Origin of the sequence: Thermoflexus hugenholtzii, from assembly GCF_018771565.1 — a bacterium.
In the GTDB taxonomy this organism is placed as follows: domain Bacteria; phylum Chloroflexota; class Anaerolineae; order Thermoflexales; family Thermoflexaceae; genus Thermoflexus; species Thermoflexus hugenholtzii_A.
On sequence record NZ_CP076326.1, the window covers coordinates 1,494,702 to 1,521,163 of the forward strand.

The 26,462-nt window shown below is 68.9% G+C and carries 26 protein-coding genes and 1 tRNA gene; 17 read left to right on the forward strand and 10 right to left on the reverse strand.

Annotated elements, in window-relative coordinates; genetic code table 11:
• Positions 1–58 precede the first annotated feature (58 nt).
• Positions 59–199 carry a hypothetical protein gene (locus KNN16_RS06810; protein WP_303900274.1) on the reverse strand — a complete coding sequence of 47 codons (141 nt, stop codon included), beginning with the start codon at positions 197–199 and terminating at the stop codon, positions 59–61.
• Positions 200–351: 152 nt separating this feature from the next.
• Between KNN16_RS06810 and obgE the strand changes: the two genes are divergently transcribed.
• From obgE to KNN16_RS06895, 17 genes are all read left to right on the forward strand, one after another.
• Complete coding sequence (obgE, locus tag KNN16_RS06815) at positions 352–1,644, forward strand: GTPase ObgE (protein WP_299285983.1); 1,293 nt, start codon at positions 352–354, stop codon at positions 1,642–1,644.
• 890 nt (positions 1,645–2,534) lie between these two features.
• The gene (nadD, locus tag KNN16_RS06820) at positions 2,535–3,155 is read left to right on the forward strand and encodes a nicotinate-nucleotide adenylyltransferase (RefSeq protein ID WP_299287985.1); all 621 of its coding nucleotides are present in this window, start codon (positions 2,535–2,537) and stop codon (positions 3,153–3,155) included.
• Between the two features lie 23 nt (positions 3,156–3,178).
• Positions 3,179–4,198: a carbon-nitrogen hydrolase family protein gene (locus KNN16_RS06825; RefSeq protein WP_303900277.1), complete on the forward strand. Its 1,020-nt coding sequence runs from the start codon at positions 3,179–3,181 to the stop codon at positions 4,196–4,198.
• A 511-nt stretch (positions 4,199–4,709) separates the two neighbouring features.
• Complete coding sequence (locus tag KNN16_RS06830; RefSeq protein WP_303900281.1) at positions 4,710–5,945, forward strand: radical SAM protein; 1,236 nt, start codon at positions 4,710–4,712, stop codon at positions 5,943–5,945.
• Positions 5,946–6,089: 144 nt separating this feature from the next.
• Positions 6,090–8,351, forward strand: a complete 2,262-nt coding sequence (locus tag KNN16_RS06835) for an NADP-dependent malic enzyme (RefSeq protein WP_303900282.1) — start codon at positions 6,090–6,092, stop codon at positions 8,349–8,351.
• Positions 8,352–8,429: 78 nt separating this feature from the next.
• Positions 8,430–8,513 (forward strand) — tRNA-Leu (locus KNN16_RS06840).
• A gap of 77 nt (positions 8,514–8,590) precedes the next feature.
• On the forward strand, positions 8,591–8,965 hold the full coding sequence (locus KNN16_RS06845) for a septum formation initiator family protein (protein ID WP_303900284.1): 375 nt from the start codon (positions 8,591–8,593) through the stop codon (positions 8,963–8,965).
• Positions 8,966–9,094: 129 nt separating this feature from the next.
• Positions 9,095–10,276 carry a transposase gene (locus tag KNN16_RS06850; protein ID WP_303900285.1) on the forward strand — a complete coding sequence of 394 codons (1,182 nt, stop codon included), beginning with the start codon at positions 9,095–9,097 and terminating at the stop codon, positions 10,274–10,276.
• A gap of 98 nt (positions 10,277–10,374) precedes the next feature.
• Positions 10,375–10,611, forward strand: coding sequence for a translation initiation factor IF-1 (infA, locus tag KNN16_RS06855; RefSeq protein ID WP_088572070.1), 237 nt, complete (start codon positions 10,375–10,377; stop codon positions 10,609–10,611).
• A gap of 209 nt (positions 10,612–10,820) precedes the next feature.
• A complete protein-coding gene (locus KNN16_RS06860) occupies positions 10,821–11,081 on the forward strand; it encodes a stage V sporulation protein S (protein WP_088572069.1) in 261 nt (86 codons plus the stop codon).
• The gene (locus KNN16_RS06865) at positions 11,078–11,923 is read left to right on the forward strand and encodes a PHP domain-containing protein (RefSeq protein ID WP_303900289.1); all 846 of its coding nucleotides are present in this window, start codon (positions 11,078–11,080) and stop codon (positions 11,921–11,923) included. Before KNN16_RS06860 ends, KNN16_RS06865 begins: the two co-directional genes overlap by 4 nt.
• 174 nt (positions 11,924–12,097) lie before the next feature.
• Positions 12,098–13,930, forward strand: a complete 1,833-nt coding sequence (locus tag KNN16_RS06870) for a PKD domain-containing protein (RefSeq protein ID WP_303900292.1) — start codon at positions 12,098–12,100, stop codon at positions 13,928–13,930.
• Between the two features lie 190 nt (positions 13,931–14,120).
• Entirely contained in the window at positions 14,121–15,299 is a 1,179-nt protein-coding gene (locus KNN16_RS06875) for an aminotransferase class I/II-fold pyridoxal phosphate-dependent enzyme (RefSeq protein WP_299288128.1), read from the forward strand.
• 183 nt (positions 15,300–15,482) lie between these two features.
• The gene (gene hflX / locus KNN16_RS06880) at positions 15,483–16,787 is read left to right on the forward strand and encodes a GTPase HflX (RefSeq protein WP_303900295.1); all 1,305 of its coding nucleotides are present in this window, start codon (positions 15,483–15,485) and stop codon (positions 16,785–16,787) included.
• A 17-nt stretch (positions 16,788–16,804) separates the two neighbouring features.
• The gene (locus KNN16_RS06885) at positions 16,805–17,035 is read left to right on the forward strand and encodes a hypothetical protein (protein ID WP_303900297.1); all 231 of its coding nucleotides are present in this window, start codon (positions 16,805–16,807) and stop codon (positions 17,033–17,035) included.
• A gap of 10 nt (positions 17,036–17,045) precedes the next feature.
• Positions 17,046–18,047 (forward strand): tRNA (adenosine(37)-N6)-dimethylallyltransferase MiaA, encoded by a 1,002-nt coding sequence (gene miaA, locus KNN16_RS06890; protein ID WP_303900299.1) that lies wholly within the window; start codon positions 17,046–17,048, stop codon positions 18,045–18,047.
• Positions 18,044–18,931, forward strand: a complete 888-nt coding sequence (locus KNN16_RS06895; protein WP_303900301.1) for a DMT family transporter — start codon at positions 18,044–18,046, stop codon at positions 18,929–18,931. Before miaA ends, KNN16_RS06895 begins: the two co-directional genes overlap by 4 nt.
• Positions 18,932–18,933: 2 nt before the next feature.
• On the opposite strand, the gene KNN16_RS06900 is transcribed toward KNN16_RS06895, so the two are convergent.
• The 9 genes from KNN16_RS06900 to KNN16_RS06940 form a co-directional block, all read right to left on the reverse strand.
• On the reverse strand, positions 18,934–19,263 hold the full coding sequence (locus KNN16_RS06900; protein ID WP_303900305.1) for a DUF86 domain-containing protein: 330 nt from the start codon (positions 19,261–19,263) through the stop codon (positions 18,934–18,936).
• Positions 19,264–19,276: 13 nt separating this feature from the next.
• Positions 19,277–19,615 carry a nucleotidyltransferase family protein gene (locus KNN16_RS06905; protein WP_303900308.1) on the reverse strand — a complete coding sequence of 113 codons (339 nt, stop codon included), beginning with the start codon at positions 19,613–19,615 and terminating at the stop codon, positions 19,277–19,279.
• 101 nt (positions 19,616–19,716) lie between these two features.
• Positions 19,717–21,306: an amidohydrolase gene (locus tag KNN16_RS06910; RefSeq protein WP_303900310.1), complete on the reverse strand. Its 1,590-nt coding sequence runs from the start codon at positions 21,304–21,306 to the stop codon at positions 19,717–19,719.
• Between the two features lie 47 nt (positions 21,307–21,353).
• Positions 21,354–22,004, reverse strand: a complete 651-nt coding sequence (locus KNN16_RS06915) for an anti-sigma factor (RefSeq protein WP_303900313.1) — start codon at positions 22,002–22,004, stop codon at positions 21,354–21,356.
• Positions 22,005–22,154: 150 nt separating this feature from the next.
• On the reverse strand, positions 22,155–22,736 hold the full coding sequence (locus tag KNN16_RS06920; protein WP_303900315.1) for a sigma-70 family RNA polymerase sigma factor: 582 nt from the start codon (positions 22,734–22,736) through the stop codon (positions 22,155–22,157).
• Entirely contained in the window at positions 22,733–23,929 is a 1,197-nt protein-coding gene (locus KNN16_RS06925; RefSeq protein WP_303900318.1) for a Xaa-Pro peptidase family protein, read from the reverse strand. Before KNN16_RS06925 ends, KNN16_RS06920 begins: the two co-directional genes overlap by 4 nt.
• A gap of 33 nt (positions 23,930–23,962) precedes the next feature.
• On the reverse strand, positions 23,963–24,811 hold the full coding sequence (locus tag KNN16_RS06930) for a ParB/RepB/Spo0J family partition protein (RefSeq protein WP_088572059.1): 849 nt from the start codon (positions 24,809–24,811) through the stop codon (positions 23,963–23,965).
• Positions 24,801–25,601 (reverse strand): ParA family protein, encoded by an 801-nt coding sequence (locus KNN16_RS06935; protein WP_303900321.1) that lies wholly within the window; start codon positions 25,599–25,601, stop codon positions 24,801–24,803. Before KNN16_RS06935 ends, KNN16_RS06930 begins: the two co-directional genes overlap by 11 nt.
• Before the next feature lie 24 nt (positions 25,602–25,625).
• Positions 25,626–26,462 (reverse strand): PfkB family carbohydrate kinase, encoded by an 837-nt coding sequence (locus KNN16_RS06940; RefSeq protein WP_303900323.1) that lies wholly within the window; start codon positions 26,460–26,462, stop codon positions 25,626–25,628.

Consider the following 26,462-nt stretch of genomic DNA (forward strand, 5'->3'; position numbering starts at 1 on the left):
CGCCGGTGGGGGAAGGGCCCCAGGCTCCGGCCTTCCACCTGTCGCGGGGCCGACGGCCTCAGGGGCTCCCGGGGCATCCGGCCCGGCGGAGGGCTTCTTCGGCCTCCTCCAGGGCTTTGCGGGTCTCCTCGTGCCAGCGAGGCGCAGCCTCCGGCGTGCGGAAGCGCAGCAATGAGCCGCCCGCTTTGAAAGCGATCATAACACGGATGGGCGCTTCCCGCCGGATCACGAGAAGCGGGGGCTTTTCCGCATGCGCGGTATGCCGTCCCCCTCAGCCCGGGCCCGGCCGATCGAATGGCGACGCGGGACGGGACTCCCACTAAAATGAAAAGGATCCACGGGAGGGCTCCCATGAGCGAACCCTGGGCGTTCTGCGACGAGGTGATCATTGAGGTCCAGGCCGGGAATGGAGGCGACGGGTGCGTCTCCTTCCGTCGGGAGAAATACGTGCCTCTGGGCGGGCCGGACGGCGGGGACGGCGGGAAGGGCGGGGATGTGATCCTGCGGGTGAACCCCCACCTGAACACCCTGGCCTATTACTACCGCCACCGCCGCTTCCGGGCGGAGGATGGCCGCCGCGGCCGCGGCGGCCGCAAAACCGGCGCCAGCGGCGAGGACCTCATCCTCGAAGTGCCGCCCGGCACCGTCGTCCGGGACGCCGACACCGGGGAGATCCTGGCGGACCTCACCGAGCCCGGGCAGTCCGTCGTGGTCGCCCGGGGCGGGCGGGGCGGGCGGGGGAACGCCGCCTTCGCCTCCCCCACGAACCAGGCCCCCCGCATCGCGGAGCGCGGGGAGCCCGGGGAGTTCCGCCGCCTCCACCTCGAGCTGCGGCTGCTGGCCGACGTCGGGCTGATCGGCAAGCCCAACGCCGGCAAATCCACCCTGCTGGCCGCCGTCACCGCCGCCCGCCCGAAAATCGCGGACTACCCCTTCACCACCCTCCACCCTCACCTGGGGGTGGTCGTCCTGGACGACACCGCCTCTTTCGTCCTGGCGGATCTCCCCGGCCTGATCGAGGGCGCTCACCGGGGCGCCGGCCTCGGCCTGGCCTTCCTGCGCCACGTCGAGCGCACCCGCGTCCTCATCCACGTGCTCGATGGCCTCTCCCCCGACCCCGTCGGGGATTACGAGGCCATCCGATCCGAGCTGGGCCACTACAACCCGGAGCTGCTCAAGCGCCCGGAGATCATCGCCTTCAACAAGATGGACCTGCCGGAGGTCCGGGCCCGATGGCCGGAGGTGGAGGCGGCCTTCGCCGCCCGCGGCCTCGTCGTCCATCCCATCTCCGCGGCCGCCCGGCAGGGAACCCGCGCCCTGATGTGGGAGGCGTGGAAACGGCTGCAGGAGACGCCGCCCCCGCCCCCGCTCCAGCCCACCGCCCCTCTCCTGCGCCGCGAAACGCCGATCCAGGTGGTCCGGGAGCGGGATGGCTGGCGGGTCCTGGGGACGGCGGCGGAGCGGGCGGTGCGGATGGCCCGCCTCGATTCCGAGGAGGGCCTCATGCACCTCCACCGCCAGCTGGAGCGTCTGGGAGTGATCGAAGCCCTGGAGAAAGCCGGGGTGCGGCCCGGGGACACCGTCTACATCGGCGATACGGTTCTGGAATGGGTGGACTGGGCGGATGTGGGGAAGCGATCGTGAGGCGATGCGGGTCAAATGAATTCGACCTGGAGCGGCCTGCATGCCGAATGAATTCGGCCTCTTGAGGCCTTCGGCCAACGGTCGGCCTGCGCCGACCGAAAAACGTTCCCCGCGTCGGCGAAGGCCGACGCCTGGCGCGTCGCGCCTGGAAAGGCCGATTTCAATCGGCGGGAAAGCCTTCGGCCAACGGCCGGCCTGCGCCGACCGAAGAATCCCCCTTTGCGTCGGCGAAGGCCGACGCTTGGCGCGGGGTGCGCCGAATGAATTCGGCCTCTTGAGGCCTTCGGCCGATGGTCGGCCTGCGCCGACCGAAAAACGTTCTCTGCGTCGGCGGGGCCGACGCCTGGCGCGTCGCGCCTTAAGAGGCCGATTTCAATCAGCGGGAAAGCCTTCAGCCAACGGCCGGCCTGCACCGACCCGTCTTCGCGTCGGCGAAGGCCGACGCCCGGCGCGTCGCGCCTTAAGAGGCCGATTTCAATCAGCGGGAAAGCCTTCAGCCAACGGCCGGCCTGCACCGACCCGTCTTCGCGTCGGCGAAGGCCGACGCCCGGCGCGGGGTGCGCCGAATGAATTCGGCCTCTTGAGGCCTTCGGCCGACGGTCGGCCTGCGCCGACCGAAAAACGTTCTCTGCGCCGGCGAAGGCCGACGCCCGGCGCATCGCGCCTTAAGAGGCCGATTTCAATCGGCGCGAAGGCCTTCAGCCAACGGCCGGCCTGCGCCGGCCAAAGACGTTCCCTGCGTCGGCGAAGGCCGACGCCCGGCGCGTCGCGCCCGGAAAGGCCGATTTCAATCGGCGCGAAAGTGGACGGCCCGTGTCTCACCCGCCGAGGTCCGGCGCGCCCATGAAGGCGAATCCCCCCTCGGCGTCGAAGTCTTCGGAGCGAGCCCGATGAAACGCCTGGGATTGCTGGGAGGGACCTTCGATCCTCCCCACTACGGACATCTGGTGCTGGCGGAGCAGGCCCGGATCCAGCTGCAGCTGGATCGGGTGCTGTTCATCCCCGCCGCGCAACCGCCCCACAAACCGGCGGCGGAGGTCACCCCCATCGCCCACCGCCTGAACATGCTGGAGCTGGCCATCGCGGGCAACCCCTTCTTTGAGATCTCCCGGGCGGACATCGATCGACCCGGCCCCCATTACACGGTGGACCTGCTGACGATCCTGCGGGAGGCTTACCCGGAGGCGGAGTTCTTCTTCCTGATGGGCTCGGACTCCTTGGTGGATCTCCCTCGCTGGCGGGATCCGCACCGCCTGATCCAGCTGACCTGGCTGGCGGTGATGCCGCGGCCCGGCTATGTGGTCCACATGCCGCTGCTGGAGCAGGCGCTGCCCGGGATCAGCCGCCGCCTGATCTGGCTGGACGCTCCCTTCCTGGACATCGCCTCCCACGACCTGCGCCGGCGGGTCCGACAGGGCGGCTCCATCCGCTACCTGGTCCCCCCGGAGGTGGAGGCCTACATCCACGCCCATGGCCTGTATCGAAACGCGGATCGACCTTCCGGCCCCTGAGCCCTTGGAGGAGGTCCAGCCCGGTGTCCCCGACGATCCAGCTGGTCGCCGTCCAGATGCGCTGGAGTGTGGCGGATGGGCGCTCGCCGGAGGCCTTCGCCGCCCGGATGGCCGCCTTGCTCCAGGAGGCGTGCGCCTCCCTGGATCCCCGGGCGCCGGCCCTGGTGGCCCTTCCGGAGGATGTCGGGCTGCTCGCCGCCCTGGCCGTCCTCCCCCCGGGGTTGATCCGTCAGCCCTCGATGGCGACGGCGATGGCCTTCGCCCTGCGCCGACGGCTCCTCCCCGCCCTCTACCGGCGTCTGCGCCACCGGGTGAGCTGGGCCCGCGCCCTTCTGCTGACGATCAACCCCCTCCTCGCCCGCCTCTATCTGGGGACCTTCTCCCGGCTGGCCCGCGCCCACCGGGTTTATCTCGTCGCCGGCTCCGCCCCCCTGGCCGACTACGACATCCGCGGCGGGGAGGTTCCCCGCGCATTGCGCCCACGCGGCGCGGCGGTCTACAACGCCGCCGCCCTCTTCGGCCCCGACGGCCGCCTCATCGGGCTCCAGCCCAAGGTCGCCCTCATCGACCTGGAAGGCCCCGCCGGGCTGGATCTCTCCTCCGGATCGCCGGAAGCGATCCGGGTCTTCGAGACCGAGGTCGGCCGCGTCGGGATCGCCGTCTGCCTGGACGCCTTCGTCCCGGAATCCCCGGTGCGGGAGCTCCTCGCCCGCCAGGGGGCGCAGATCCTGGTCCAGCCCTCGGCCAACCCGGGCCCCTGGACCCCCGAACAGCAAGCGGATTGGCTGCGGGGCGCGTGGGCGGCCACCGTGCAGGAGGGGCGCTTCGCCTATGCCCTGAACCCGATGATGACCGGGGCGCTGTTCGACCTGGCCTTCTACGGGCAATCCGCCCTCTTCGCCCGAGACGCGGGCCTCGCCCCCGAGGGGCGAGGATACCGGGATCTCGGGCCCATGCCCGGGTTCCTCGCTGTGGCCGCCACGGAGGACGGCGAGGAGATCCTGACGGCCCGCGTCCCCCACCCGGACGCGCCCCCGCTGTAGGGGGCTTCCACTTGATGGAGCAAGGGTCGCGGCTGCCACGTGGATGCCGGGTCGATGATCTTTTGCAGGAGGGGCTTCAGCCCCGAACCTCTGCCCTCCATGAGGCCGCCGGTCGCTTTTGACGGGAGAGGTTTCGATCCCAAGCCTCGCATCTTCGATCCCGCAATGGTTCGCGGCGAAAGCCGCTCCTGCGCATGGAGGCCGAAATGAATTTCGGCTTACATAGGGGACTTCAACCCCGAGCTTCGCGTCTTCGATCCCGCAAGGGTTCGCGGCGGAATCCGCTCCGACGGAATGGATTCCCCGCATTCGTGTATTCGTGTTCCCATTCGTGGACGGCCCCTTACCCCTCACCACCGGGATGCCGAAATGGATTTCGGCTCGCACACAGGGTCCAGGTCGCGGCGAAAGCCGCTCGTCCAAACTTCCGCCCCGGACCTTGCCGAATGCCTTCCACGCATATAAACTGGAGATGGAAAGAGGGGCCCGGGATTCGCCCCAGGCGGCGAGGATGATGGTCCGGCTGGAGACCCGGGAAGGACCGGTGACCCTGAACCTGCAGCCCGGCGCCCTCTCCCTTCACCTCTACGGGCGCGATGTCCTGGCCTATGATCGCGCCGGCCGCCTCTGGAGCGCCACCCTCGGGGAGCTCACCTACCGCCGCGGGCTCGACAACCGGATCCAGGCCATCTGGATGACCGCTGAAGGGCTCCGGCGTCGCTGGCTCTCCCGGGAGGAAGTCCGCGCCCTGGAGGAGGAGCTCGCCCGGCGGCTTCGGGAGTTGCTCCGCGCGCTCTCCACCCCCTCCCTCCGCTGGATCACCCCGCCTCCCAATCCGGAGGACTGGTTCCGCATCCTGGAGGCGCTCCGGCGAGCGGCCGCGATGGACTTCGAAGCCCTGGAGGCCGACGCGCGACGGTTCGCGGAGGTCTACGCCCCCATCGGGATCCTCCCCCCGGATCAGTATCTCTCCCTCGTTGTCCAGGCGACCACCGGCTGCCCCTTCAACACCTGCATCTTCTGCGGGTTCTATCGGTCGGTGCCCTTCCGGGTGCGCTCCCCCGAGGAGTTCGAGGCCCACCTGCATGCGATCCGCGACTTCTTCGGCGAGGGCCTGTGGATGCGGCGGACGATCTTCCTGGGCAGCGCCAACGCCCTCGCCATCCCGATGCCCCGCCTGATCGCCCTCCTGGAGCGTCTGCGACAAGCCTTCCCGCTGCAGGCCGATGGCCCCGGGCGCGGCTTCGCAGGGATCTACGCCTTCCTGGACGGCTTCACCGGGCTGCGGAAGACGGTGGGGGATTACGCGCAGCTGCGCGCCATGGGGCTGCGCCGGGTCTACATCGGCCTGGAGAGCGGGCATGCGCCCCTGCTGGAGTTCCTGCGCAAGCCCGCGACGGTGGAAGGGATGATCGAAACCGTGCGTCGGCTGAAGGCCGCCGGCCTCTCCGTCGGGGTGATCGTCATGATCGGGGTCGGCGGGGACCGCTTCGCCCATGGTCACGTGGAGGATACGCTGGCCGTCTTAAAGGCCATGCCGCTGGACCGACGGGATCTGGTTTACCTTTCGGACTTCGTGGAGATGCCGGGGACGCCCTACCGCGCGGCAGCGGAGGCCTGGGGGATCCGCCCCCTCTCCCCGGCGGAGCGCCGGGCGCAGGCCGAGGCCCTCCGCGCCGGCCTGCGCGCCTTGGGAGGGGAAGGCCCCCGCGTCGCTCCCTACGCGCTGGAGGCATTCGTGTACTGAACCGATGTAACGGCGCCGTAACTCCCTTAAGGACAGATCAGGAAGTCCAGGACAGCCCGCCCCGGGCCGGTTTGCCGGGCCTCCGGCCCGGGAGTAAGGTGGAAGACGCGGATCCGGCGCAGCCTATCCAGCGAGGAGGCTCCCATGCTCCGGGAAGACGCTCTGGAATACCACCGCAAAGGCCGTCCGGGCAAGCTGGAGATCGTCCCCACCAAGCCCATGATCACCCAGCGGGACCTCTCCCTGGCCTACAGCCCGGGCGTGGCGTATCCGGTCCTGGAGATCGAGAAAGACCCGGACCTGGCCTATGAATACACCATCAAGGGGAACCTGGTGGCGGTGATCTCCAACGGCACCGCCATCCTGGGCCTGGGGGATCGGGGGGCCCTGACCTCCAAGCCCGTGATGGAAGGCAAGGCGGTGCTCTTCAAGAAGTTCGCCGACGTGGACGCCATCGACATCGAGGTGAACACCCGGGATCCCGACGAGTTCATCCGGGTGGTGCAGGCCATCGCCCCCACCTTCGGGGGGATCAACCTGGAGGACATCAAGGCGCCCGAGTGCTTCTACATCGAGGAGACCCTACGGGCCACCCTGGATATCCCGGTCTTCCACGACGACCAGCACGGGACGGCGGTGATCTCCGCGGCGGCCCTGCTCAACGCCCTCGAGCTGGTCGGCAAGCGCATCGACGAGATCAAGGTGGTCATCAACGGCGCGGGGGCCTCCGGCATCGCCTGCGCCGATCTCTGGGTGAAGCTGGGGGTGCGTAAGGAGAACCTCATCATGCTGGACACGAAGGGGGTGATCTACAAGGGCCGCAAGGAGGGGATGAACCCCTACAAGGAGCGCTTCGCCGCCGACACCGAGGCCCGCACCCTCGCCGAGGCCATCCGGGGGGCCGACGTCTTCCTGGGCCTCTCGGTGGCGGACGTGCTCACCCCGGAGATGGTGAAATCCATGGCCGAGCGGCCCATCATCTTCGCCCTGGCCAACCCGGACCCGGAGATCCGCTACGAGCTGGCCAAGGAGGTCCGCCCCGACGCCATCGTGGCCACCGGCCGCAGCGACTACCCCAACCAGGTCAACAACGTGCTGGGCTTCCCCTTCATCTTCCGCGGGGCCCTGGACGTGCGGGCGCGGGCGATCAACGATGAGATGAAGCTGGCCGCGGCCCGGGCCCTGGCCGCCCTGGCCCGCGAGGACGTGCCGGACAGCGTGCTGAAGGCCTACGGGCTGGAGACGCTGCGCTTCGGGCCGGACTACATCATCCCCAAGCCGCTGGACCCGCGGGTGATGCTCTGGGAGGCGCCGGCGGTCGCCCAGGCGGCCATGGAGACCGGCGTGGCGCGGATCCACATCGATATCGAGGAATACCGGGAGCGGCTGGCCGCCCGGCTGGGCAAGGGCACCCAGGTGATGCGCTTCATCATCAACAAGGCGAAGGCGGCCCCCAAGCGCATCGCCTTCGGGGAGGGCGAGGAGCCCAAGATCCTGCGGGCCGCCGCCCTGATCCAGGAGGAGGGGATCGGCCGGCCCATCCTCATCGGGCGCCCCGAGGTCATCCGCCGGCGCATCGAGGAGCTGGGGCTGCGCTGCCAGCCGGAGATCGTCTACCCGCCCGAGTTCCCGCGGCTGGAGGAATATGCCCAGCGCCTCTACGAGAAGCGGCAGCGCAAAGGCGTCACCCTCCCCCTGGCCCGCACGCTGATGCTGGAGCCCAACTACTTCGGGCCCATGATGGTCGAGATGGGGGACGCCGACGCCTTCATCTCCGGCCTCACCTACGACTACCCCGCCGTCATCCGCCCCGCCCTCCAGGTCGTGGGGGTCCGGGAGGGCATGCGCAAGGTCGCCGGGCTTTACATCATGATCGTGAAGGAGAAGGTCTACTTCTTCACCGACGCCACGGTGAACATCGAGCCCACGGCCGAGGACCTGGCGGAGATCGCCATCATGGCGGCCGACTTCGCCCGGCGCTTCGACATCGAGCCGCGGGTGGCCATGCTCTCCTTCTCCAACTTCGGCAGCACCCGCCACCCGCTCTCCGAGAAGGTGCGCCAGGCCGTGGAGATCGTGCGCCAGCGGCGGCCGGACATTCTGATCGACGGGGAGATGCAGGCCGACACGGCAGTGGTGCCGGAGATCATCGAGGAGCGCTACCCCTTCAGCCGGGTGAAGGACGCCAACGTGCTGGTCTTCCCGGACCTGGAGGCGGCGAACGTCTCGTATAAGCTGCTGCAGCGCCTGGGGAACGCCCAGGCCATCGGGCCGATCCTTCTGGGGATGGGCAAGCCCGTCCACGTCCTCCAGACCGGCGACGAGGTCCAGGACATCGTCTTCATCGCCGCCATCGCCGCCCTGGACGCTCAGGAGCGCGCCCTCGCCCCGGCCGGCGTTCGGTGAGGGAGCTCCCGGAGGATGAAGCCGCCGCCCCGGCGGATTTGACATCCCAGACGGCCCTGGTAGAATTGAAAACGAAACGCCGGGGTGGCGGAACTGGCAGACGCGCCACGTTCAGGGCGTGGTGGGCATGCGCCCGTGCGGGTTCAAATCCCGCCCCCGGCACTGCCCGGAGGCCGCTCCCGCCTCCGGGCTTTTTGTTCGGGGAGGCACCCGCTCGACCTCGAAGCGAGGAAGCGCTGATGCGCCGCTGGCTGGATCGGATATGGCGCTGGGGGGTCCGCCTCTTCGTGCTGGCCGCCCTGCTCGCCCTGGCCCACACCGCCTGGGGGAACCTGGAGCTCTACCGGCAGCGGGTGGAGCGAGCGGAGCGCCTGCGCGCGGCCATTGCCACCGAACAGGCGCGGGCGACCCGCCTGGCCGAACAGGCCCGCTACGTCCGGAGCGAGGAGTTCGTCGCCCGCTGGGCCCGCCTGGAGGCCGGGATGGTCCGCCCCCATGAAACCCCCTACCGCCTACCGTGGACCCCGCCGGCCTCTCCTCCGCCATCTCCTCCCACCCCTACCCCCACTCCCCTCCCCTGGCAGGCCTGGTGGATGCGGCTGCAGGGGCGATGAGGAGGAGTCCGCGCGGATTCTCTCCCCTCCGGATCCCCGCTAAAATTATGGATGTAGGAGTTACGCAGTTGGATGCGTCCTTCTCTTCACGCGGCGGACGGGGCTATCATCATGATGGAGGCAGCGACGATGCCGACGGTCTGCCTGCGGTTCCGATTCGAGGAGCATCCCAAAATCCGCGCCCTGATGGAGGCCTGCGCCGACATCCAGCGACAGGCCGTCGACTACGCCCTGGAAAACGGCAAAACCGCCACCTTCACCCTCATCCAGGCCCTCTACCCCTCCCTGCGCGCGCAGCATCCGGATCTCCACTCCAACCTCATCTACGGGGCGATCCGATCCGGCGCCCGGATCGTCCACGGCTTCCGAAACCAGCAGCGGAAGGGGAAAACCCGGGCGGACCGGCCGGAGATCCGGCGCCCCTCGATCTATCTGGTCCGGCAGACGGTGAAGATCGAATGGGATGGCGAGACCCTGACCGTCACGATTCCGGTCTCCCCCCGGGATCCGGAGCCCATCGTCCTCACCTTCCGCCCTCATCACCAGTATCGCCGGCTGCTGGACGAGTGGAAGGCGGGGCGGGCGCGGATGGGGGAGCCGACGCTCACGGCCCATTCCCTCTCCATCCCCTTGAAGTTCCCCGACCCCATCCCCTATAAGCCGGAGGGGGTGATCGGGATCGACAGCAATGAAGGTAACCTCACGGCCTTCGTGACCTCCACCGGCGAGATCCGGGAGATCGACACCCGGTATGTGGGGAAGGTCAACCGGGACCATCTGCGGCGCGAGATCAAAGGGACGAGAGGGAAGCACAACCCAAAGGCCAAAAAGAAGATCGCCTCCAAGCATCGAAGGATTCGCCGGGAGAAGACGGAGAACTTCTGGCATCATCTGGCCCTGGCCTTGATCGCCTGGGCGCTGGGGATGCGGGCGGCCCTGGTGCTGGAGGATCTGAAGGGGATGAAGGAGCGGATCGGGAAGGGAAAGTCCAGGAGGATGCGGCAGCGTCTGCTCAATTTCTGGAGCATTATGACTTTCCATCGCATTCTGGTTCACAAGGCAAGATTCTACGGCGTTCCGGTGATTTGGGTGGATCCGCAGAACACGTCCCGGTCGTGTCCGGTATGCGGCAAGGTGGGTGAAAGGCTAAGGGGACACGCCTTGGCGTGCCCTTGCGGGGCGAGGATGGGCCGTCACGAGGCGGCGGCGGTGAACATCGCCCGCAGGGGGGTGGAATTCCTCGAGGGCTTGGGCCTTCGAGGCAGGGGTCGGTGGGCGACCCCGGTGGCCGGTCCTCTGGCCTCGGGTTAAAAACCCAAGGCCACGACCGGAATACGCAGGCAACTGCGTAAGTCCTAGGATGGATCATCGCGTCCGAAGGGACCATCCTCGAAGCCCCGGGAGGCTCGATGGCGAAAGGCGGCGAGAAGGCCAAGGATGTCATCCAGGTGGAAGGGACGGTGGTGGAGACCCTTCCGAACACGATGTTCAAGGTCCGCCTGGACAACGGCCACGAGGTGCTGGCCCACCTCTCCGGCCGGATGCGGATGTATTACATCCGCGTGCTCCTGGGGGACCGGGTGCTGGTGGAGCTCTCCCCCTACGACCTGAGCCGGGGGCGCATCGTCCGGCGGCTCTCCCGCTGAGGGCGGCGCCGCGCCCTCCGCGCCCTCCAGCCCTGCGCCCCGTGGCGGCGCTCCGGGTTATAATATTCCCCAAACCGGCCGCAACGGCGGGTCGCTCCCTCCGTTGCCCTGAATCCACGAGAGGAGGTCTGCCGCTCAACCGGAAAGCGCATCCCTCACCACAGGCCGCGGTTTCCCATCGCCATCCTTCAGCCCCACGGAGGGAGACCATGGATACCATTAAGGTTGCTGCCAAGTCGCGCACCACAGCCGTGGCCGGCGCCATCGCAGGTGTCATCCGGGAGCGCGGGCGGGCGGAGGTGCAGGCCATCGGGGCCGGGGCCGTCAACCAGGCCGTCAAGGCCATCTGCATCGCCCGCACCTACCTCGCCCAGGATGGCATCGACATCGTCTGCATCCCCGAGTTCACCGACGTCAAGATCAACGACCAGGAGCGGACGGCCATCCGCTTCGTCATCGAAAAGCGATGAGCGTCCGCCTCGACCTCCACGTCCACACCACCGCCTCGGATGGCCTGTGGACCCCCGCCCGGGTGGTGCAGGAGGCCCTCTCGCGCGGCCTCCGATACCTGGCCATCACCGACCATGAGACCACCCAGGGCGTCCTCGAGGCGGCGGCCCATGCCCGCGGCACCCCCCTGGAGGTGATCCCCGGCGTCGAGATCAGCGTCGGCGGCCCGGAGGAGGAGATCGACCTGCTGGGCTACTTCATCGACCCCCTCCACCCGGAGCTGCTCCGCATGCTGGAGGCCATGCAGGCGGAGCGGGTGGAGCGGATCCGGGCAATGGCCGAGCGCCTGGCCCGGCTGGGACTGCCGGTCCCCTGGGAGCGGGTGCTGGAGCTGGCCCGGGGGGACGTGCTGGGGCGCCCGCATCTGGCCCGGGCGATGGTGGAACAGGGCTACGTGGCCGACGAGGCGGAGGCCTTCCGCCGTTACCTGGGACGGGATCGCCCGGCCTACGTGCCCCGGCGGCCTGTGGATCCCCGGGAGGTCATCGCGCGGATCCGGGCCGCCGGGGGGGTGGCGGTCCTGGCCCACCCGGGCCGCTCCGGCCTCCCCCGGGATCTCCGGGGGCTGTGGGAGGCCGGGCTGGCCGGCCTGGAGGTCTACCATCCGGACCACTCCGAGGCCGACATCGCCCGGCTGACGGAGATCGCCCGGATCTACGACCTGGTCCCCACCGGCGGCAGCGACTTCCACGGCCCCACCCCCGACGGCCGCATCCTCCTCGGATCTCTCCCCGTTCCCCCCCAGACGGTGGACCGGCTGCGCGCGCGCCGGCCGGCATCCCCATCCCCCCAGACCCCCTGACCAAAGTCCTATCCTTTCCCCGGCGTTTTCCGCCTCCAGAACGCACCGATTTGCGGCTTTTTACGCATTTCTTACCCAGGTAAGAATTTTTATACGCAACTTTGTCCGGCGCTCCCGCGGTTTCCGAGCATGGAAAAGCGCTCTGTCTTCCAGGAAACGAACAGGAGGTGAGAGATGAACGGTCACCTGAACCCTGGAGCGTTGGATTACGGGTCCCGCCCCCGGCGGAGGTCCCCACGTCTCCGAGCGGCGTGGGTCGCGCTCCTCACCGTGATTGCCCTGATCGGGGGCGCTGCTGCCGCGATAGCGGATACGCTGATCTACGACGGTGACATCGTCGCTGTCGGTGTGCAGACGGAGGTTAACCTCGGCACGGTGAGCCCCGGTGCCATGATCTACCAAACGATTGGCGTCTCGCTCGTCTGCGACACGAAGAGGCACGCCGACCCGGGCACGACGGTGATCGTGCGCCAGGGACCAGCGTCCTCGGCCCCACCGGGTGGCTCGATCACGATGCCCGACGTCGTCTTCAACATCCCGAACACCTGGCCAAACGACGGCTCTAACTGCCCGTCGCCGGCCCCGCGACTGGATCAGACGCAGACCGTGACCATCGTGGCCCCAACAGCGCCGGGTTCCTACACCTACGAGCTCGCCTTAGTCAAGGAGGTCAGCGCAGGTACACCAGGAGACGTCAAGGATCCAGACCCTCCCAAGCTGCGCTTTAAGCTGACCGTCCAGGCTCCGGCGAACCGGGACCCGACGGTTACGGTTGACCATGCAACGGTGACGGTCGATGAGGGGGCTCTCGCAACCAACACGGGGACGTATAGCGACCCCGACGAGGACCCGGTGAGCCTCTCGGCCTCGGTCGGCCAGGTGACCGCCGATGCCGGGACATGGAGCTGGTCGTTCCAGACGACCGACGGGCCCGCCCAGAGCCAGGAGGTGACCATCACGGCGGATGATGGCAAGGGCGGCACTGGGAGCGCGAGCTTCCAGCTGATCGTGAACAACGTCCCGCCGGTGGCCACCTTCACCGCCACCAGCCCCATCGATGAAGGGAGCTCCAGCACCCTTGCGTTCACAAACGCCTTTGACCCCAGCACAGCGGATACAGAGGCCGGCTTCCACTACGCCTTCGCCTGTGACGGAAATGTGAACAACCTTCCCACTTCCTATGACGACGCTGGCGACTCGGCCAGCGCCTCCTGCCTCTTCCAGGACAACGGAAGCTTCATAGTGGCCGGCCGCATCTTCGACAAAGACGATGGTTCTTCGACTTACCTCCAAACCGTCCAGGTGAACAACGTCCCGCCGGCCGTCTCCATCGTATCCCTAGACCAAACGGTCGACTGCCGGAAGGAGGCGACGCTGAGGTTCTCGTTCAGCGACCCCGGCGTGAACGATAGCCCGTGGAGCGTCGAGATCAGCTGGGGGGATGGGAACACGGACTCGTTCTCCTTCAATACCCAAGTTACACAGACCGTCACCCACGCCTACACGCTCCCCGGGACCTACACGGTCACAGTGAAGGTCACGGACAAGGACGGTGGCGTGGGGGAGGCGAACGGGTCCATCACGGTCAAGCAGGTCTACGCGGTGGACTTCCTGCCCCCGTTCGATGACTCCTCGCCGAGCGGTCTCATCGTGAACACGATGAAGAACGGCCGCGTCGTCCCGGTGAAGGCCACTATCTTCGACGTCTGCCGCGCGTCCTACGTGAACGATCCGACGACGGAGGTCACCATTAAGGTCTCGAAGACGTCTGGTAGCGGGAACTCTGACCCGGTTGAGGAATACGCGGACGCCGGTCAGTCGAGCGCCGGGACGAACCGCTTCCGGTGGACCACCGACAGCTCGGTGCCGGGCGGGGGGTTCTGGATCTACAACCTGGACAGCAAGGCCCTCGGCCTGGTTGTGAACAACCTCTACCGGGTTGACATCTACGTTGGCGTGAACCTGGCCACGAGGGACACCTGGGCGGTCCTGCAACCGGTGAAGTAGCATCGGGGCGGGGGGAAACCCTCGCGCCGCCTGGGGCGGCCAGGCTGGCGGCGGGGAGGGCGCGCTTCCCGGGCGCGGCTCGAGGAATCGGGCCGCGCCCGGCTGTTTGAAGGGCCACGGGAAAGGCAGCGGCTCCGCATCCATCCCCGCGGCGGATTAAAATAGGGGAAACCCTGGAGGTGGAAGGGAGATGCCGCCTGCCCCCTCGGAGCGCATGCAGCGCCTGAAGCCGTATCCCTTCGCCGCCCTGGAGCGGCGGATCGCAGAGCTCCAGGCGGAGGGCCGCGACGTCATCCGCCTGGACATCGGCAGCCCGGATATGGCCCCCCCGCCCTTCATCCTCGAAGCCATGGAGAGAAGCGCCCGGGACCCCCGGGCCCACGGCTACGCGGGCTACCGGGGGATCCCCGCCCTGCGCCAGGCGGTGGCCCGCTTCTACGCCCGCCGCTTCGGCGTGGAGCTCGACCCCGACCGCGAGGTCCTGATCCTCATCGGCTCCAAGGAGGGGATCTTCAACCTGAGCCTGGCCTACCTGGGCCCGGGGGACATCGCTTTAGTCCCCTCCCCGGGATACCCCACCTACACGGATGGGGCCCTGGCGGCCGGGGCCGACGTCTTCTACATGCCGCTGCGGCGGGAGCGGGGCTGGTTCCCGGATTTCTCCGAGATCCCCGCCGAGGTCCTGGCCCGGGCGAAGATCCTCTGGCTGAACTACCCGAACAACCCCACCGCCGCCTGCCCCACCCTGGAGTTCCTGAAGGAGGCGGTGGCCTTCGCCCACCGGCACAACCTGCTCCTCGCCTACGATAACCCCTACGCCGACGTCGCCTTCGACGGCTACCGGGCCCCCAGCGTCCTCAGCGTCCCGGGGGCCAAAGAGGTGGCCGTGGAGTTCTACTCCCTCTCCAAGTCCCACAACATGGCCGGCTGGCGCGTGGGGATGCTGGTGGGCAACGCAGAGGTGGTGGGCACCCTGGCCCGGCTCAAAAGCAACATCGACTCCGGGCACTTCCGCCCCATCCAGGAGGCCGCGGCCGTGGCCCTCACCCACGACGACGAGTGGATGGCCGAGCGCAACGCCGAATACGCCCGGCGGCGGGACGTGATGGTCGACGCCCTGAACGCCGCGGGCTTGACGGCGGAGCGGCCCCGTGCCACGATTTATGTGTGGGCGCGGCTGCCCGAGGGCTGGCGCAGCGCCGATTACGCCGCCCGATTGCTGGAGGCCACCGGCGTCTCCGTCGCCCCCGGGGCCATGTTCGGCGAGGCCGGCGAAGGCTACATCCGGATCTCCCTGGTCCAGCCGGTCCCCCGCCTGGAGGAGGCCGCGCGCCGCATCCAGGCCTTCCAGCAGGCTCTGGGAGGGTGAGGGATGAGCTACGAGCCCTATCTCATCGCCGCCGCCCTGTTCGAAGCCCTGGTCTTCGGATGGGCGCTCTGGACCGCCTGGCGGGAAGGACGTCGGTCCGGCGCCCCGCGCCCCTAACCGCGGACAAGGAGGTGTCCGATCGGACGAGAAACCCGGGAGACGACGGCCCCGGTCGATCGCGCCGTGCTGGTCGGCACGGAGATCTACGGGAAGCCGGGGCTGCTGCCCGTGGAGGACTCCCTGGACGAGCTGGCGCAGCTGGCCCGCACGGCCGGCGTGGAGGTCGTCGGCCGGGCGGTCCAGCGCCTGCGCCGGATCCACCCCGCCACCTACATCGGGCCCGGGAAGGTGGAGGAGGTCCGCGCCCTGGTCCGGGCCATGAACGCCAACATGGTCATCTTCGACGATGAGCTCTCCCCCTCCCAGCAACGCAACCTGGAGAACGCCTTCGGCGATGACGTGCGGGTGCTGGACCGCACGGCCCTGATCCTCGACATCTTCGCCCAGCACGCCCACACCCGGGAGGGGGCCCTCCAGGTGGAGCTGGCCCAGTATGAATATCGCCTGCCCCGGCTGACCCGGCGCTGGCAGAACCTGGCCCAGCAGGCCGGCGGCTCCTTCGGCCGCGGGGGGATCAGCGGGGTGGGCCTGCGGGGGCCCGGCGAGAAGCAGCTGGAGATCGACCGCCGGCGGATCAAGGAGCGCATCGCCCACCTCAAGCGCGAGCTGGAGGAGGTGCGGGCCCACCGCCAGCGCTACCGCGAGCGGCGACGCCGCGCCCAGATCCCGGTGGTCGCCCTGGTGGGCTACACCAACGCCGGCAAGTCCACCCTCCTCAACGCCGTCTCCGGGGCCCACGTCCTGGTGGCCGACCAGCTCTTCGCCACCCTGGACCCCACCACGCGGCGGGTGAAGCTCCCCGCGGGAGGCATCGCCCTCTTCACCGACACCGTCGGGTTCATCCAGAAGCTCCCCCACCCGCTGGTGGCCGCCTTCCGGGCCACCCTGGAGGAGATCAACGAGGCCGACCTGATCCTCCACGTCCTCGACATCACCCATCCCAACGCCCGGCAACAGGCCCGGGTGGTGATCCGCACCCTGCGGGAGATCGGGGTGCAGGACATCCCGATGATCACCGCCCTCAACAAAATCGACCGGCTTCCGGACCCGGAGCAGGCCCGCGCCCTGGCCGCGGAGCACCCCGACTTCGTGGCCATCTCCGCCGCCTACGGCATCGGCCTGGAGGACCTGCTGCGCAAGGTGGAGGCGATCCTCTATCAGAGCCTCACGCCGGTGCGGGTGCGGCTGCCCCTGAGCCGGGGGGACCTCATCGCCCTGTTCTATGAGCAGGGCATGGTGGAGTGGGAAGCCCACACCGACAGCGAGGTCACCCTCTCGGGCCGGCTGCCCGCCCGGCTGCTGGCTGCCTTCCGCCCTTATCTGGAACACTCCGAAGCCGAACGGGCCTCGCGAGAGCCCGTGCGGTGAATCCGGCGAGGGCCCGAATGTCGGATCTGAACCGCTGGATCGATCGCACCGCCGAGTTCCTGGCCCACTACAAGGGCCTGCCCATCCTCATCGGGGTCGGCCTGATCCTCCTGGATTTCCTGATGGTCCTCCTCCACCGTCTGGCTCCGGGTCTCCCCCTCCTGGACCTGGCGGCGGGGTTGCACTGCTTCCTCTACCTGGGGCTGCTCACCGCCCTGCTCGGCGGGCTCATCGCGGAGATCCTCTGAGGGATCGGGGATGACGGAGCGTCCCTCCCCGCTGCGCCCCCTGGTGGCCATCGTGGGGCCCACCGCCGTCGGGAAGAGCGAGGTCGCGCTGATCCTGGCGGAGCGACTGAACGGCGAGATCGTCTCCGCCGACTCCCGCCAGATCTACCGGGGGATGGACATCGGCACCGCCAAGCCCACGCCGGAGGAGCGGGCCCGCGTCCCCCATCACCTGATCGATGTCACCGACCCGGACCGCCCCCTGACCCTGGCCGAATACCAGCGCATGGCCTACGCCGCCATCGAGGAGATCCACCGGCGGGGGCGATTGCCCTTCCTGGTCGGGGGGACCGGGCTCTACGTCTGGGCGGTGGTGGAGGGCTGGCAGATCCCTCCGGCCCCACCGGACCCCGCGCTGCGGCGGGCCCTGGAGGAACGGGCGCAACGGGAGGGGCCCGGAGCCCTGTATGAAGAGCTGCGCCGGCTGGACCCCGAGGCGGCGGCCCGGATCGATCCCCGCAACCTGCGGCGGGTGATCCGCGCCCTGGAGGTCTGCTACCGCACCGGGCAGCCCTTCTCCGCCCAGCGGCGCAAGAGCCCGCCGCCTTACGCCACGATCATGATCGGCCTGACGCGGCCCCGGGAGGAGCTCTACCGGCGGATCGACGAGCGGGTGGAGCGCATGATCGCCGCGGGGCTGATCGAGGAGGTGCGCCGCCTGGCCGAGCGCTACCCGTGGGAGCTTCCGGCCATGACCGGCCTGGGCTACCGGCAGATCGGGGCGTATCTGCGGGGCGAGATCTCGCTGGAGGAGGCGATCCGCCGCATCCGATCCGCCACCCGCGCCTTCGTGCACCATCAATACAACTGGTTCCGGCTGGAAGACCCTCGCATCCGGTGGTTCGACCTGAGCCGCGTCGGCGTCGAGGACATCGAGGCCTGGTTGCGGGAGGAGCTCGCCCGCCGGCTCCGGGAGGCAGCCCCGGCCGGCCCTGCGCAGAATCCCAGCCCGTCCCCGGAGTCCTCCGGATGATCGGTTATCTCTACGTCCTCGCCGCCGCTTGCCTGTGGGGGCTGATCGGCCCGCTGAGCCGGCTGGCCTTCGCTTCCGGGTGGACGCCCCTGGAGGTGGCCTTCTGGCGGGCGACCCTCGCCGGCCTGTTGTTCGGCCTCCACGCCCTCCGCCTCGGCCGGGTCCGGGTGGCCCGACGGGATCTGCCGGCCGTGCTGGCCTTCGGCCTCGTCGGCGTGGCCCTGTTCTACGCTTCCTTCCAGTTCGCGGTGCAGGCGAGCGGCGGGGCGATGGCCGCGGTCTTGCTTTACACCGCCCCCGCCTGGGTGGCCCTGCTCTCCCGGATCTTCCTGAAGGAGGCGATGGGACCGCGCAAGCTGGCCGCTTTGATGCTCACCCTGCTCGGGGTGGCAGGGGTCAGCTTTCAAGGGGGCGCCGTGCGGGTCAGCCTCACCGGCATCCTCTGGGGATTGACCGCCGGGTTCACGTATGCCCTGTATTATCTGTTCGGGAAGCTCTACCTTCCGCGCTACGAAACCTCGACGCTTTTCGCTTACGCCATGCCGGTGGGGGCCCTTGCCCTGCTGCCCCTGGTCTCCTTCCATACGCCGAACCTCCCCGCATGGGGCGCCGTCCTGCTCCTCACCATCGGCTCGACGTATCTGGCCTATCTCACCTACTACGCCGGCCTGCGGCGGCTGGAGGCCACGCGAGCGGCGGTGGTCGCCACCGTGGAGCCGGTGGTCGCGGCGCTCGTCTCCTACCTGGCCTGGGGGGAACGCTTCGGGCCGCTGGGCTACCTCGGGGCCGCCCTGATCCTCACAGGAGTGCTCCTCACCATCCAGAGATCCCCTGCTCTTACCACCCATCCTGCTGGGAATCAACCAGCAGAGGAATCCTTATGATCTTATGGGAGAAGGGCTTCTATCTCCCTTAGCAAGTCAGGGATATCTCTGCGCACTGTATTCCACACTTCTACCCAATCAATGACATCATAGCCATGAATGAGACGATCCCGCATTCCGGCAATCAACTTCCATGGAATATGTGGATGTTGAGCACGAAACTCGCTCGAAAGACGTTTCACCGCTTCTCCGATCACAAGTATTTGATACAAAGCTGCAGACTGTGTTCTCTCATCATCAACGAATTCTTCAAATGTCATATTTTCGGTGAATCGAATGATCAGGCGGGCCGCATGAACAATATCTAAGAGAATCTTCAGATCTTTCTCCATCGAATCATTCCCGCTAATCATGTTGACCGGAAGATCCCTCGGACGAGAAAACAACTTGTGCGGTTCCTAGAACTTCTTGTCGAAATAGATAATTATGGGTGTATTCTAACGCGCGTTTGCTGATTAAATGGACCTCTCGGCCCAACAGTTCGGACAGCTCCTGTTCCATTTGAATGTGATCCAGGAGGCTCCAGTTCGCATCGGGCTCGAATTCAACCAGAAAATCTATATCGCTTTCCGGCCCAAAATCATCCCGCAAAATGGATCCGAAAAGGGCCAACTCTCGAATCTTCCAGCGTCGACAAAACGCAAAAAGCGTATCTTCGATAGCCTTTAGGATTGCAATTTTCATGAACAATTCTCCCTTCCGGTTTCCCGAACTCTATTGCGGAAAGCATCCTCCATCAGGATTATAACATAAGAGGGCTGGAGCCGTCACCGTGCTCAACGCGGTCAATCCAAAAGAGCGCTCCCCCTTCGGAACCCCCAGCGGCCGCCGACCATGGTCCCCAGGACCTCCAGGTCCCGCAGGGCATCGGGGGAGATCCGGAAGGGATCCTCGGGGAGCACGATGAGATCCGCCCACATCCCGGGCCGCAGCCGGCCCTGCCGCCGCTCCAGGCCGGCGGCCCAGGCCGGGCCCACGGTGTAGGCCTCCAGGGCCTCAGGCAGGGGGAGGGCCTGCTCGGGATGCCAGCCGTCGCGGACCACCGCGGCGTGCAGGCCCCACCACGGGTTCGGGGGCTCCACCGGGGCGTCGGAGCCGAAGGCCAGCCGGGCCCCCGCCGCCTTCAGGCTGCGCCAGGCGTAAGCGGTGGCGCATCGGCTCCCCCAGTAGCGCTCCGCCATGGGGCGATCGGAGACCGCATGGATCGGCTGCATGGAGGCCACGATCCCCAGAGCGCCGAAGCGGGGGATGTCCGCCGGATGCACGAGCTGGGCGTGCTCGATCCGGTGCCGCCGGGCCTCCGGTGGGATGCCGCGCGGAGCCTCCAGCGCCCGCAACGCCTCGAAAAGATCCAGGACCTCCCGGTTCGCCCGGTCGCCGATGGCGTGAATCGCCAGGGACAGGCCCCCCAGGGTCGCCCGATGGGCAGCCTCCCGCATGACCTCGGGGGAGGTGTAAGCGATCCCCGTGTTCTCCGGCTCCCCTTCATAGGGCTCCAGCATCCACGCCGTCCGTGGCCCCAGGGCTCCATCGGCGAAGATCTTCACCGCCCCGATACGCAACCATTCATCCCCGAACCCGGTGCGCAACCCGACGGCCAGGGCGTGGTCCAACGCAGAGAGAGGAATGTGTTGCACCACCCGGATCGGGAGATCCCCCCGCGCGTGGAGGATCTGGAGGGCGGCGAAGCTGCGGGGGCCATCGAAGTTGTGCACCGCCGTCAGCCCCAGGGCGGCCAGCGCGTGGAGGGCCTCATACAGGGCCTCCGCCAGCTCCTCGATGGAGGGCTCCGGGATGACCCGGGCGATCCCATCGATGGCCCGTTCGAAGAAGAGGCCGGTGGGCTCCCCGGCCGCATCGCGGGCGATTCGCCCCCCGGGGGGATCCGGGGTGTCCCGGGTGACGCCCGCCCGGCGCATGGCCTCCCGGTTGACCCAGAGGGCGTGGCCGCTGCGGGCCCACAGGGCCACCGGATGGGCCGGCGCCACCCGGTCCAGATCATCGGCCGTGGGGAAACGTCCCCAGCGCTCCTGCAGCCATCCTCGTCCGACGATCCACTCCCCGGGCGGCCGGGTGGCCGCCTGCCGGGCCACCCGGGCCAGGGCCTCCTCAAGGGTCGGCGTGTCGACGTCCACTCCCATCTGGAGGCGAGCATATCCCTCCAGGTGGAGGTGGGCGTCGATCAGGCCCGGGAGCACCGTCGCGCCCTTCAGGTCCAGGATCCGGGTGCGAGGCCCCTGCCACGCCCGCACCGCCTCCATCGGGCCCACCGCCGCGAGGGTTTCCCCCACCACGGCCAGGGCCTCCGCCTCCGGCTGCTCGGGGTCCTGGGTGTAGATGCGGGCGTTCCACAGGATCCAGTCCGCAGCCTGCATGGGCGCCTCCGGATCAGGGTCCGAACGCGGCGAAGATCCGGAATCCATCAACGCAGGACGCCGCGCAGGACCTGGGGGCCGGTGGGAGAGGGGCTGCCCCCTTCCGGCTCCAGGGTCACCCCGATGCGCGCATAGGCCGTCAACGGGAGGGGGACGGTGACCGTATAGACCCCATACGGTCGGGGCTGGGTGCGGAAGATCCCGCCGCTGACGCGGCGCCCGGCGGCGTCGGCGAACCAAACCTGATAGACCCGCCCTTCCGGGGGAACGGCCAGCCCCTTCGTGACCAGCAGGGCCTGGCCGTCCTCCAGGATGAGATAGCCCTCCGCATCCGGAGCCGCTTCCGCCCCCTGGAGCGGGACCACCTGGGGCGGCGCCCCGAACCGGAATCCGAGGGAGGGGGCGAAGAGGATCAGGGCCAGGACCGCAGCGATCAGGGCGATCCCCAGCCCGAGCCCCCGCTCGCGGCGACGCTCCGCTCCCCGGGCCCGGGCCAGCAGCCGGGCTTTCAGGCGCGGCGAGGGGCGGCGCAGCGGCGCGGCGTAGGCCAGGGCCGCGGCGGCCTCCCGGTAACGGCGCGCCCGCTCCCGGCACTCCGGGCACCCGGCCAGGTGAGCCGCCACCGCAGCCGCCTCCTCCGGCGGCAGCGCTCCCAGGGCGTAAGCCGCCAGCTCCTCTTCCAGGATCTCGTGATCCATCGCTTCGCCTCGCTCCATCCACCCCATCTGATGATTCCGGTTTCCTCCGGAAGCATCCCCGGAGGCCGCGCCCCTGCCGCGCGCGGGTCTGCGTCGTGTGCTCTATCCGTGATACGCGCGGGGCCTCCTTCAGGATCTCCCCGGATGGCTTTAGGGGATCATTCCCCGCTCGGCCAGCCAGTCGTGGACCTTCCGCAGCGCCAGATACAGACGGCTCTTGATCGTCCCCAGGGGCTCGCCGAGATGGGCCGCGATCTCCCGATGGGTCCATCCCCGGAAATAAGCCAGCTCCAGCACCTGCCGCTGGGCGGGCGGGAGAGCCGCCAGGGCCTCCCGGACGGCCTGAGCCAGCTCCCGGGCTTCCACCAGGTCCTCCACCGAGGGATCGAGGGCCGCGGGCTCCATCTCCTCCTCCGGGGGCTCCGGGAGCTGGGGCGGCCGGGCGCGGCGACGGCGCAGGGCGTCGATGGCCCGATGGCGCACCATGGCGTGGAGCCAGGTGGTGAAGCGGCCCCGCTCCGGCGCGAAGGCCCCGGCATGCTGCCAGATGCTCCAGAACACATCCAGGACCACCTCTTCAGCGGTCTCGGGGTCGCCCAGGATGCACAGGGCGAGGGAGAAGGCCCGGGCGGCGTGCCGGTCGTAAAGGGCCGCCAGCGCCTGCTCGTCGCCTCCCGCGATCCGCGCGAGGAGCGCGGCGTCTTCGAGATCGGCATAGCCTGCTTCCTTCACGGTCGGATCACCCAGAGCTCCGTCTGCGGATGGCTGATCCACTCCGCCCCCTGGGGCGTGACCCGCACGTCCTCCTCCAGCCCGACGTAGCCATACCCGGGCACCCGCACGCCCAGCTCCAGCGTGAACACGTTGCCGGCCTCCACCACCCCATACGGGGTCTGACCGTAGCGCTCCCAGCGCGGCCCCAGGATGGTCGAGCCATCGTGCACCGTCCGCCCGATGTGATGCCCCAGGGCGTGCAGATACTCCGGATAGCCCTGTCCGGTCAAGGCGCGGCGGGCGGCGGCGTCCACCTCCCATCCCTGAACGCCCGGCCGCAGGGTCTGGAAGCCCGCCTGGATCGCCTCCCGAACGGCCCGGAACGCCCGCTGGACCTCCGGCGGGGGCTCCGTCTCGCCCTCACCCAGCACATACCAGACGCGCTGCAGATCCGAGCAGAATCCCTCCTGACGGATCCCCAGATCCACGTGGACCAGGACGCCGGGCGCCACCCGGCGATCCCCCGGCATCGCGTGCCCCGCCGGGGCCTCAGGGCCCACGGCGACGATGGGGCAGTAATCCGGATCCCAGGCCGGCTCCACCCCATAGGCGCGCATCCGCTCGTGGACGAAAGCCTGGATCTCCCGCTCCGTGCGGCCGGGACGCAGGAAGGCCCCGATCTCCGCGAACAGCCGCTCGGTGGTCTCCACCGCCCGCCGGATCGCCTCCAGCTCCAGGGGGGTCTTGCGGCCGCGCAGGGATCCGATGAGGTCCTCCGCGGAGATCAGGCGGCCGACGAAGGGGGTGCCGCTCAGGAGCCGGTGGAGCATGCACCACATCCCGTGGGTCAGGCCGTCGGCCGCGGGATCGTTCTCCGAGTAATTGATGGCGATCTCCCGGGGATTCAGTCGCTGGAGCGTCTCCACCAGGGGCCCCCGGATGCTCTCATCGTAGCCGATGACCGGATCCCAGACCTCCAGGGCGGCCACGTTCTCCCGGTCGAACCGGCCGACGATGGCCACGCGATCCCCCTGGGCGGTGAGGATGAAAGCCGAGATCCATGTGACGTTCAGGTCGAGGATCAGATCGAGGACCGGATCCCGGGTCTGCTCCGTCTCCCGCACGAACGTGAGCCAGGCGTCGATCCCCTTCTCGTTCAGGAGGGCGATGGCCTGCCGCACCTTCTCGCGGATGAGGGCTGGATTGGGCATGGAAAGACCTCCGGGTCGAGGTGGACGATGGGATCACGAGGAGCCGAGCAAGCGGCGAAGGAGGGCTTCCAGCTCTTCCTCCGAATAGTAGTAGATGACGATGCGCCCACCCTTGCGGTTGTGGGAGAGGCGGACCTTGGTGCCCAGGGCCTGGCGCAGGCGGCCCTCCAGCTCCGCCAGGCCGGGCGGGAGGGAAGCCGCCTTCCGCCGGGCCGGGCGCTGGCCCTGCAGGCGGCGGGCCAGCTCCTCGGTCGCCCGCACGCTCAGGCCCTCCTCCAGGATGCGCCGGAGGACCATCTCCTGTTGGGCCGGGTGGGGGAGCATCAGCAGGGCCCGGGCGTGGCCCTCCGTGATGCGCCCCTCCATCAGGTGAGCTTGAATGGAGGGCGGCAGCTGGAGCAGGCGCAGGGCGTTGGTGATCGTCGCCCGGCTCCGGCCGACCCGGCGGGCGACCTCCTCGTGGGTCAGGCCGAACTGCTCGATCAGATACCGGTAAGCCTGGGCCTCCTCAATGGGGTTGAGATCTGCCCGCTGCAGGTTCTCCACCAGGGCCAGCTCCAGCATCTGCTGGGGGGCCACCTCCCGCACCACCACCGGCACCGTCGTCAGGCCGGCCCGTCGGGCGGCCCGCCATCGGCGCTCCCCAGCGATCAGGGTGTAGCGCGGCGGATCCGCCTGGGTCTGGGTGACGATCAGGGGTTGCAGAAGGCCGTGCTCCCGGATGGACTGGGCCAGCTCCTCCAGCTCCGCCTCGTCGATCTGCCGGCGGGGCTGGTGAGGGTTGGGCTCGATGGCCTCGATGGGGACCTCCAGGAGGCCTGCGGCCTCGCCGGCCGGCAGCAGGGCCTCCAGGCCTTTCCCCAATCCGAATTTACGCCCCATACGCGCCTCCTTCCAGCGAAGGGACCGGCAGGCCATCCCCCTGCAGCAGCTCCCGGGCCAGGGCCGCATAGGCGAGGGCGCCCGGGGAGTTCGGCGCGTAGGCGATGATGGGGAGGCCGTAGCTGGGCGCCTCCGCGAGGCGCACGCTGCGGGGGATCACCGTCCGAAACACCCGCCCCGGGAAATGATGCCGCACCTCCTCCACCACCTGCTGGGCCAGCCGCGAGCGGGCGTCGAACATGGTCAGCAGGAAGCCCCGCACATGCAGATGGGGGTTGAACCGCTGGCGCACCCGCGTCATCGTCTGAAGCATGCGGGAAAGCCCTTCCAGGGCCAGATACTCGCATTGCACCGGGACGATCAAGGCGTCCGCTGCCACCATGGCGTTGAGGGTCAGCAGACCGAGGCTGGGAGGACAATCGATCAGCACGTAATCGTAAGCGGAGCGGACCTCCTCCAGGGCCCGGCGGAGGCGGAACTCCCGTTCCGGGGCCGAAACCAGCTCCACTTCCGCGCCGGCCAGATCCACGGCGGCCGGGGCCAGATGCAGGCCCTCCCAGCGCGTGGGCAGGATCCGCTCCGGGAGGGGCGCGCCGTCCACAAGCGCCTCATAGACGGAGCCCGGGAGGGCGGAACGATCGATCCCCAGGCTGGCCGTCGCGTTGCCCTGGGGGTCCAGGTCGACCAGCAGCACCGAGCGCCCGACGGCTGCCAGACACGCCGCCAGGTTCACCGCCGAGGTCGTCTTGCCCACCCCTCCCTTTTGATTGGCGAAGGCGTAAACCGGCATCGCTCGGCGCTCCCTCGCCCGGGATCAGAAGGCCATCTCCCGCCGGATGGCCGCGATCTCCTCCGGCCGGGGAGTGCCCTCCAGGCCCGGCCGGGTCACCGAAAGGGCCGCCACCCGCGCGGCATACCGGGCCGCCGCCAGGGGGTCCCGCGTCTCCCAGAGCCGGATGAAGAAAGCCGCGGCGAAAACATCCCCCGCGCCGGTGGGATCTACCTCCTCCACCGGATACGCCGGGATCGAATGGGGGATGCCGTCCAGGAAAAGGGTGGCGCCCCGGGCCGCCTGAGTGACCACCAGGATGCGCGTCTGACGCGCCCAGCGACGGGCCGTCTCCCAGTCCCCCTGGATGTCCTCCTCGCTGAAGACCACCGCATCGGCGCGAGGGAGGATCCACTCCGCTTCCCGCCAGGGCTGAGGATAGACCTGGCCCTGGGCATCCCAGGTGCGCATCCAGCCCTGCGGGGTGACCCCGCGCAGCGCGCCTTCAAAGGCCTCCAGCAGGGAGGGATCCACCTCGCCGGCGATGGGGCCCAGATGGACCACCCGGGGTCGGCGCCATTCCAGGGGGATCGCGGCCGGGAGCAGCCGCTCGGCGACGCCGTGCACGCGCTGTCGGCGGCCCTCCGGGGTATACACGTTCTCGAACTCGGTGGTCCGCTCCGCCGGCAGGTTCAGGAGATATGCCCCATCCAGCGCCGGCCGGGGATCCCAGTCCGGGCCGGTGCTGGTGATCACCCCTACCCGCCAGCCGTGGGCCAGGGCCGTCCGCCCCGCGTAGGCCGCTGTCCCGCCGAACATCGGGCCGGCCGGCGTCCGATCCCGAGAGACGTGGCCGATGATCACGTAATCCACAGGGGACAT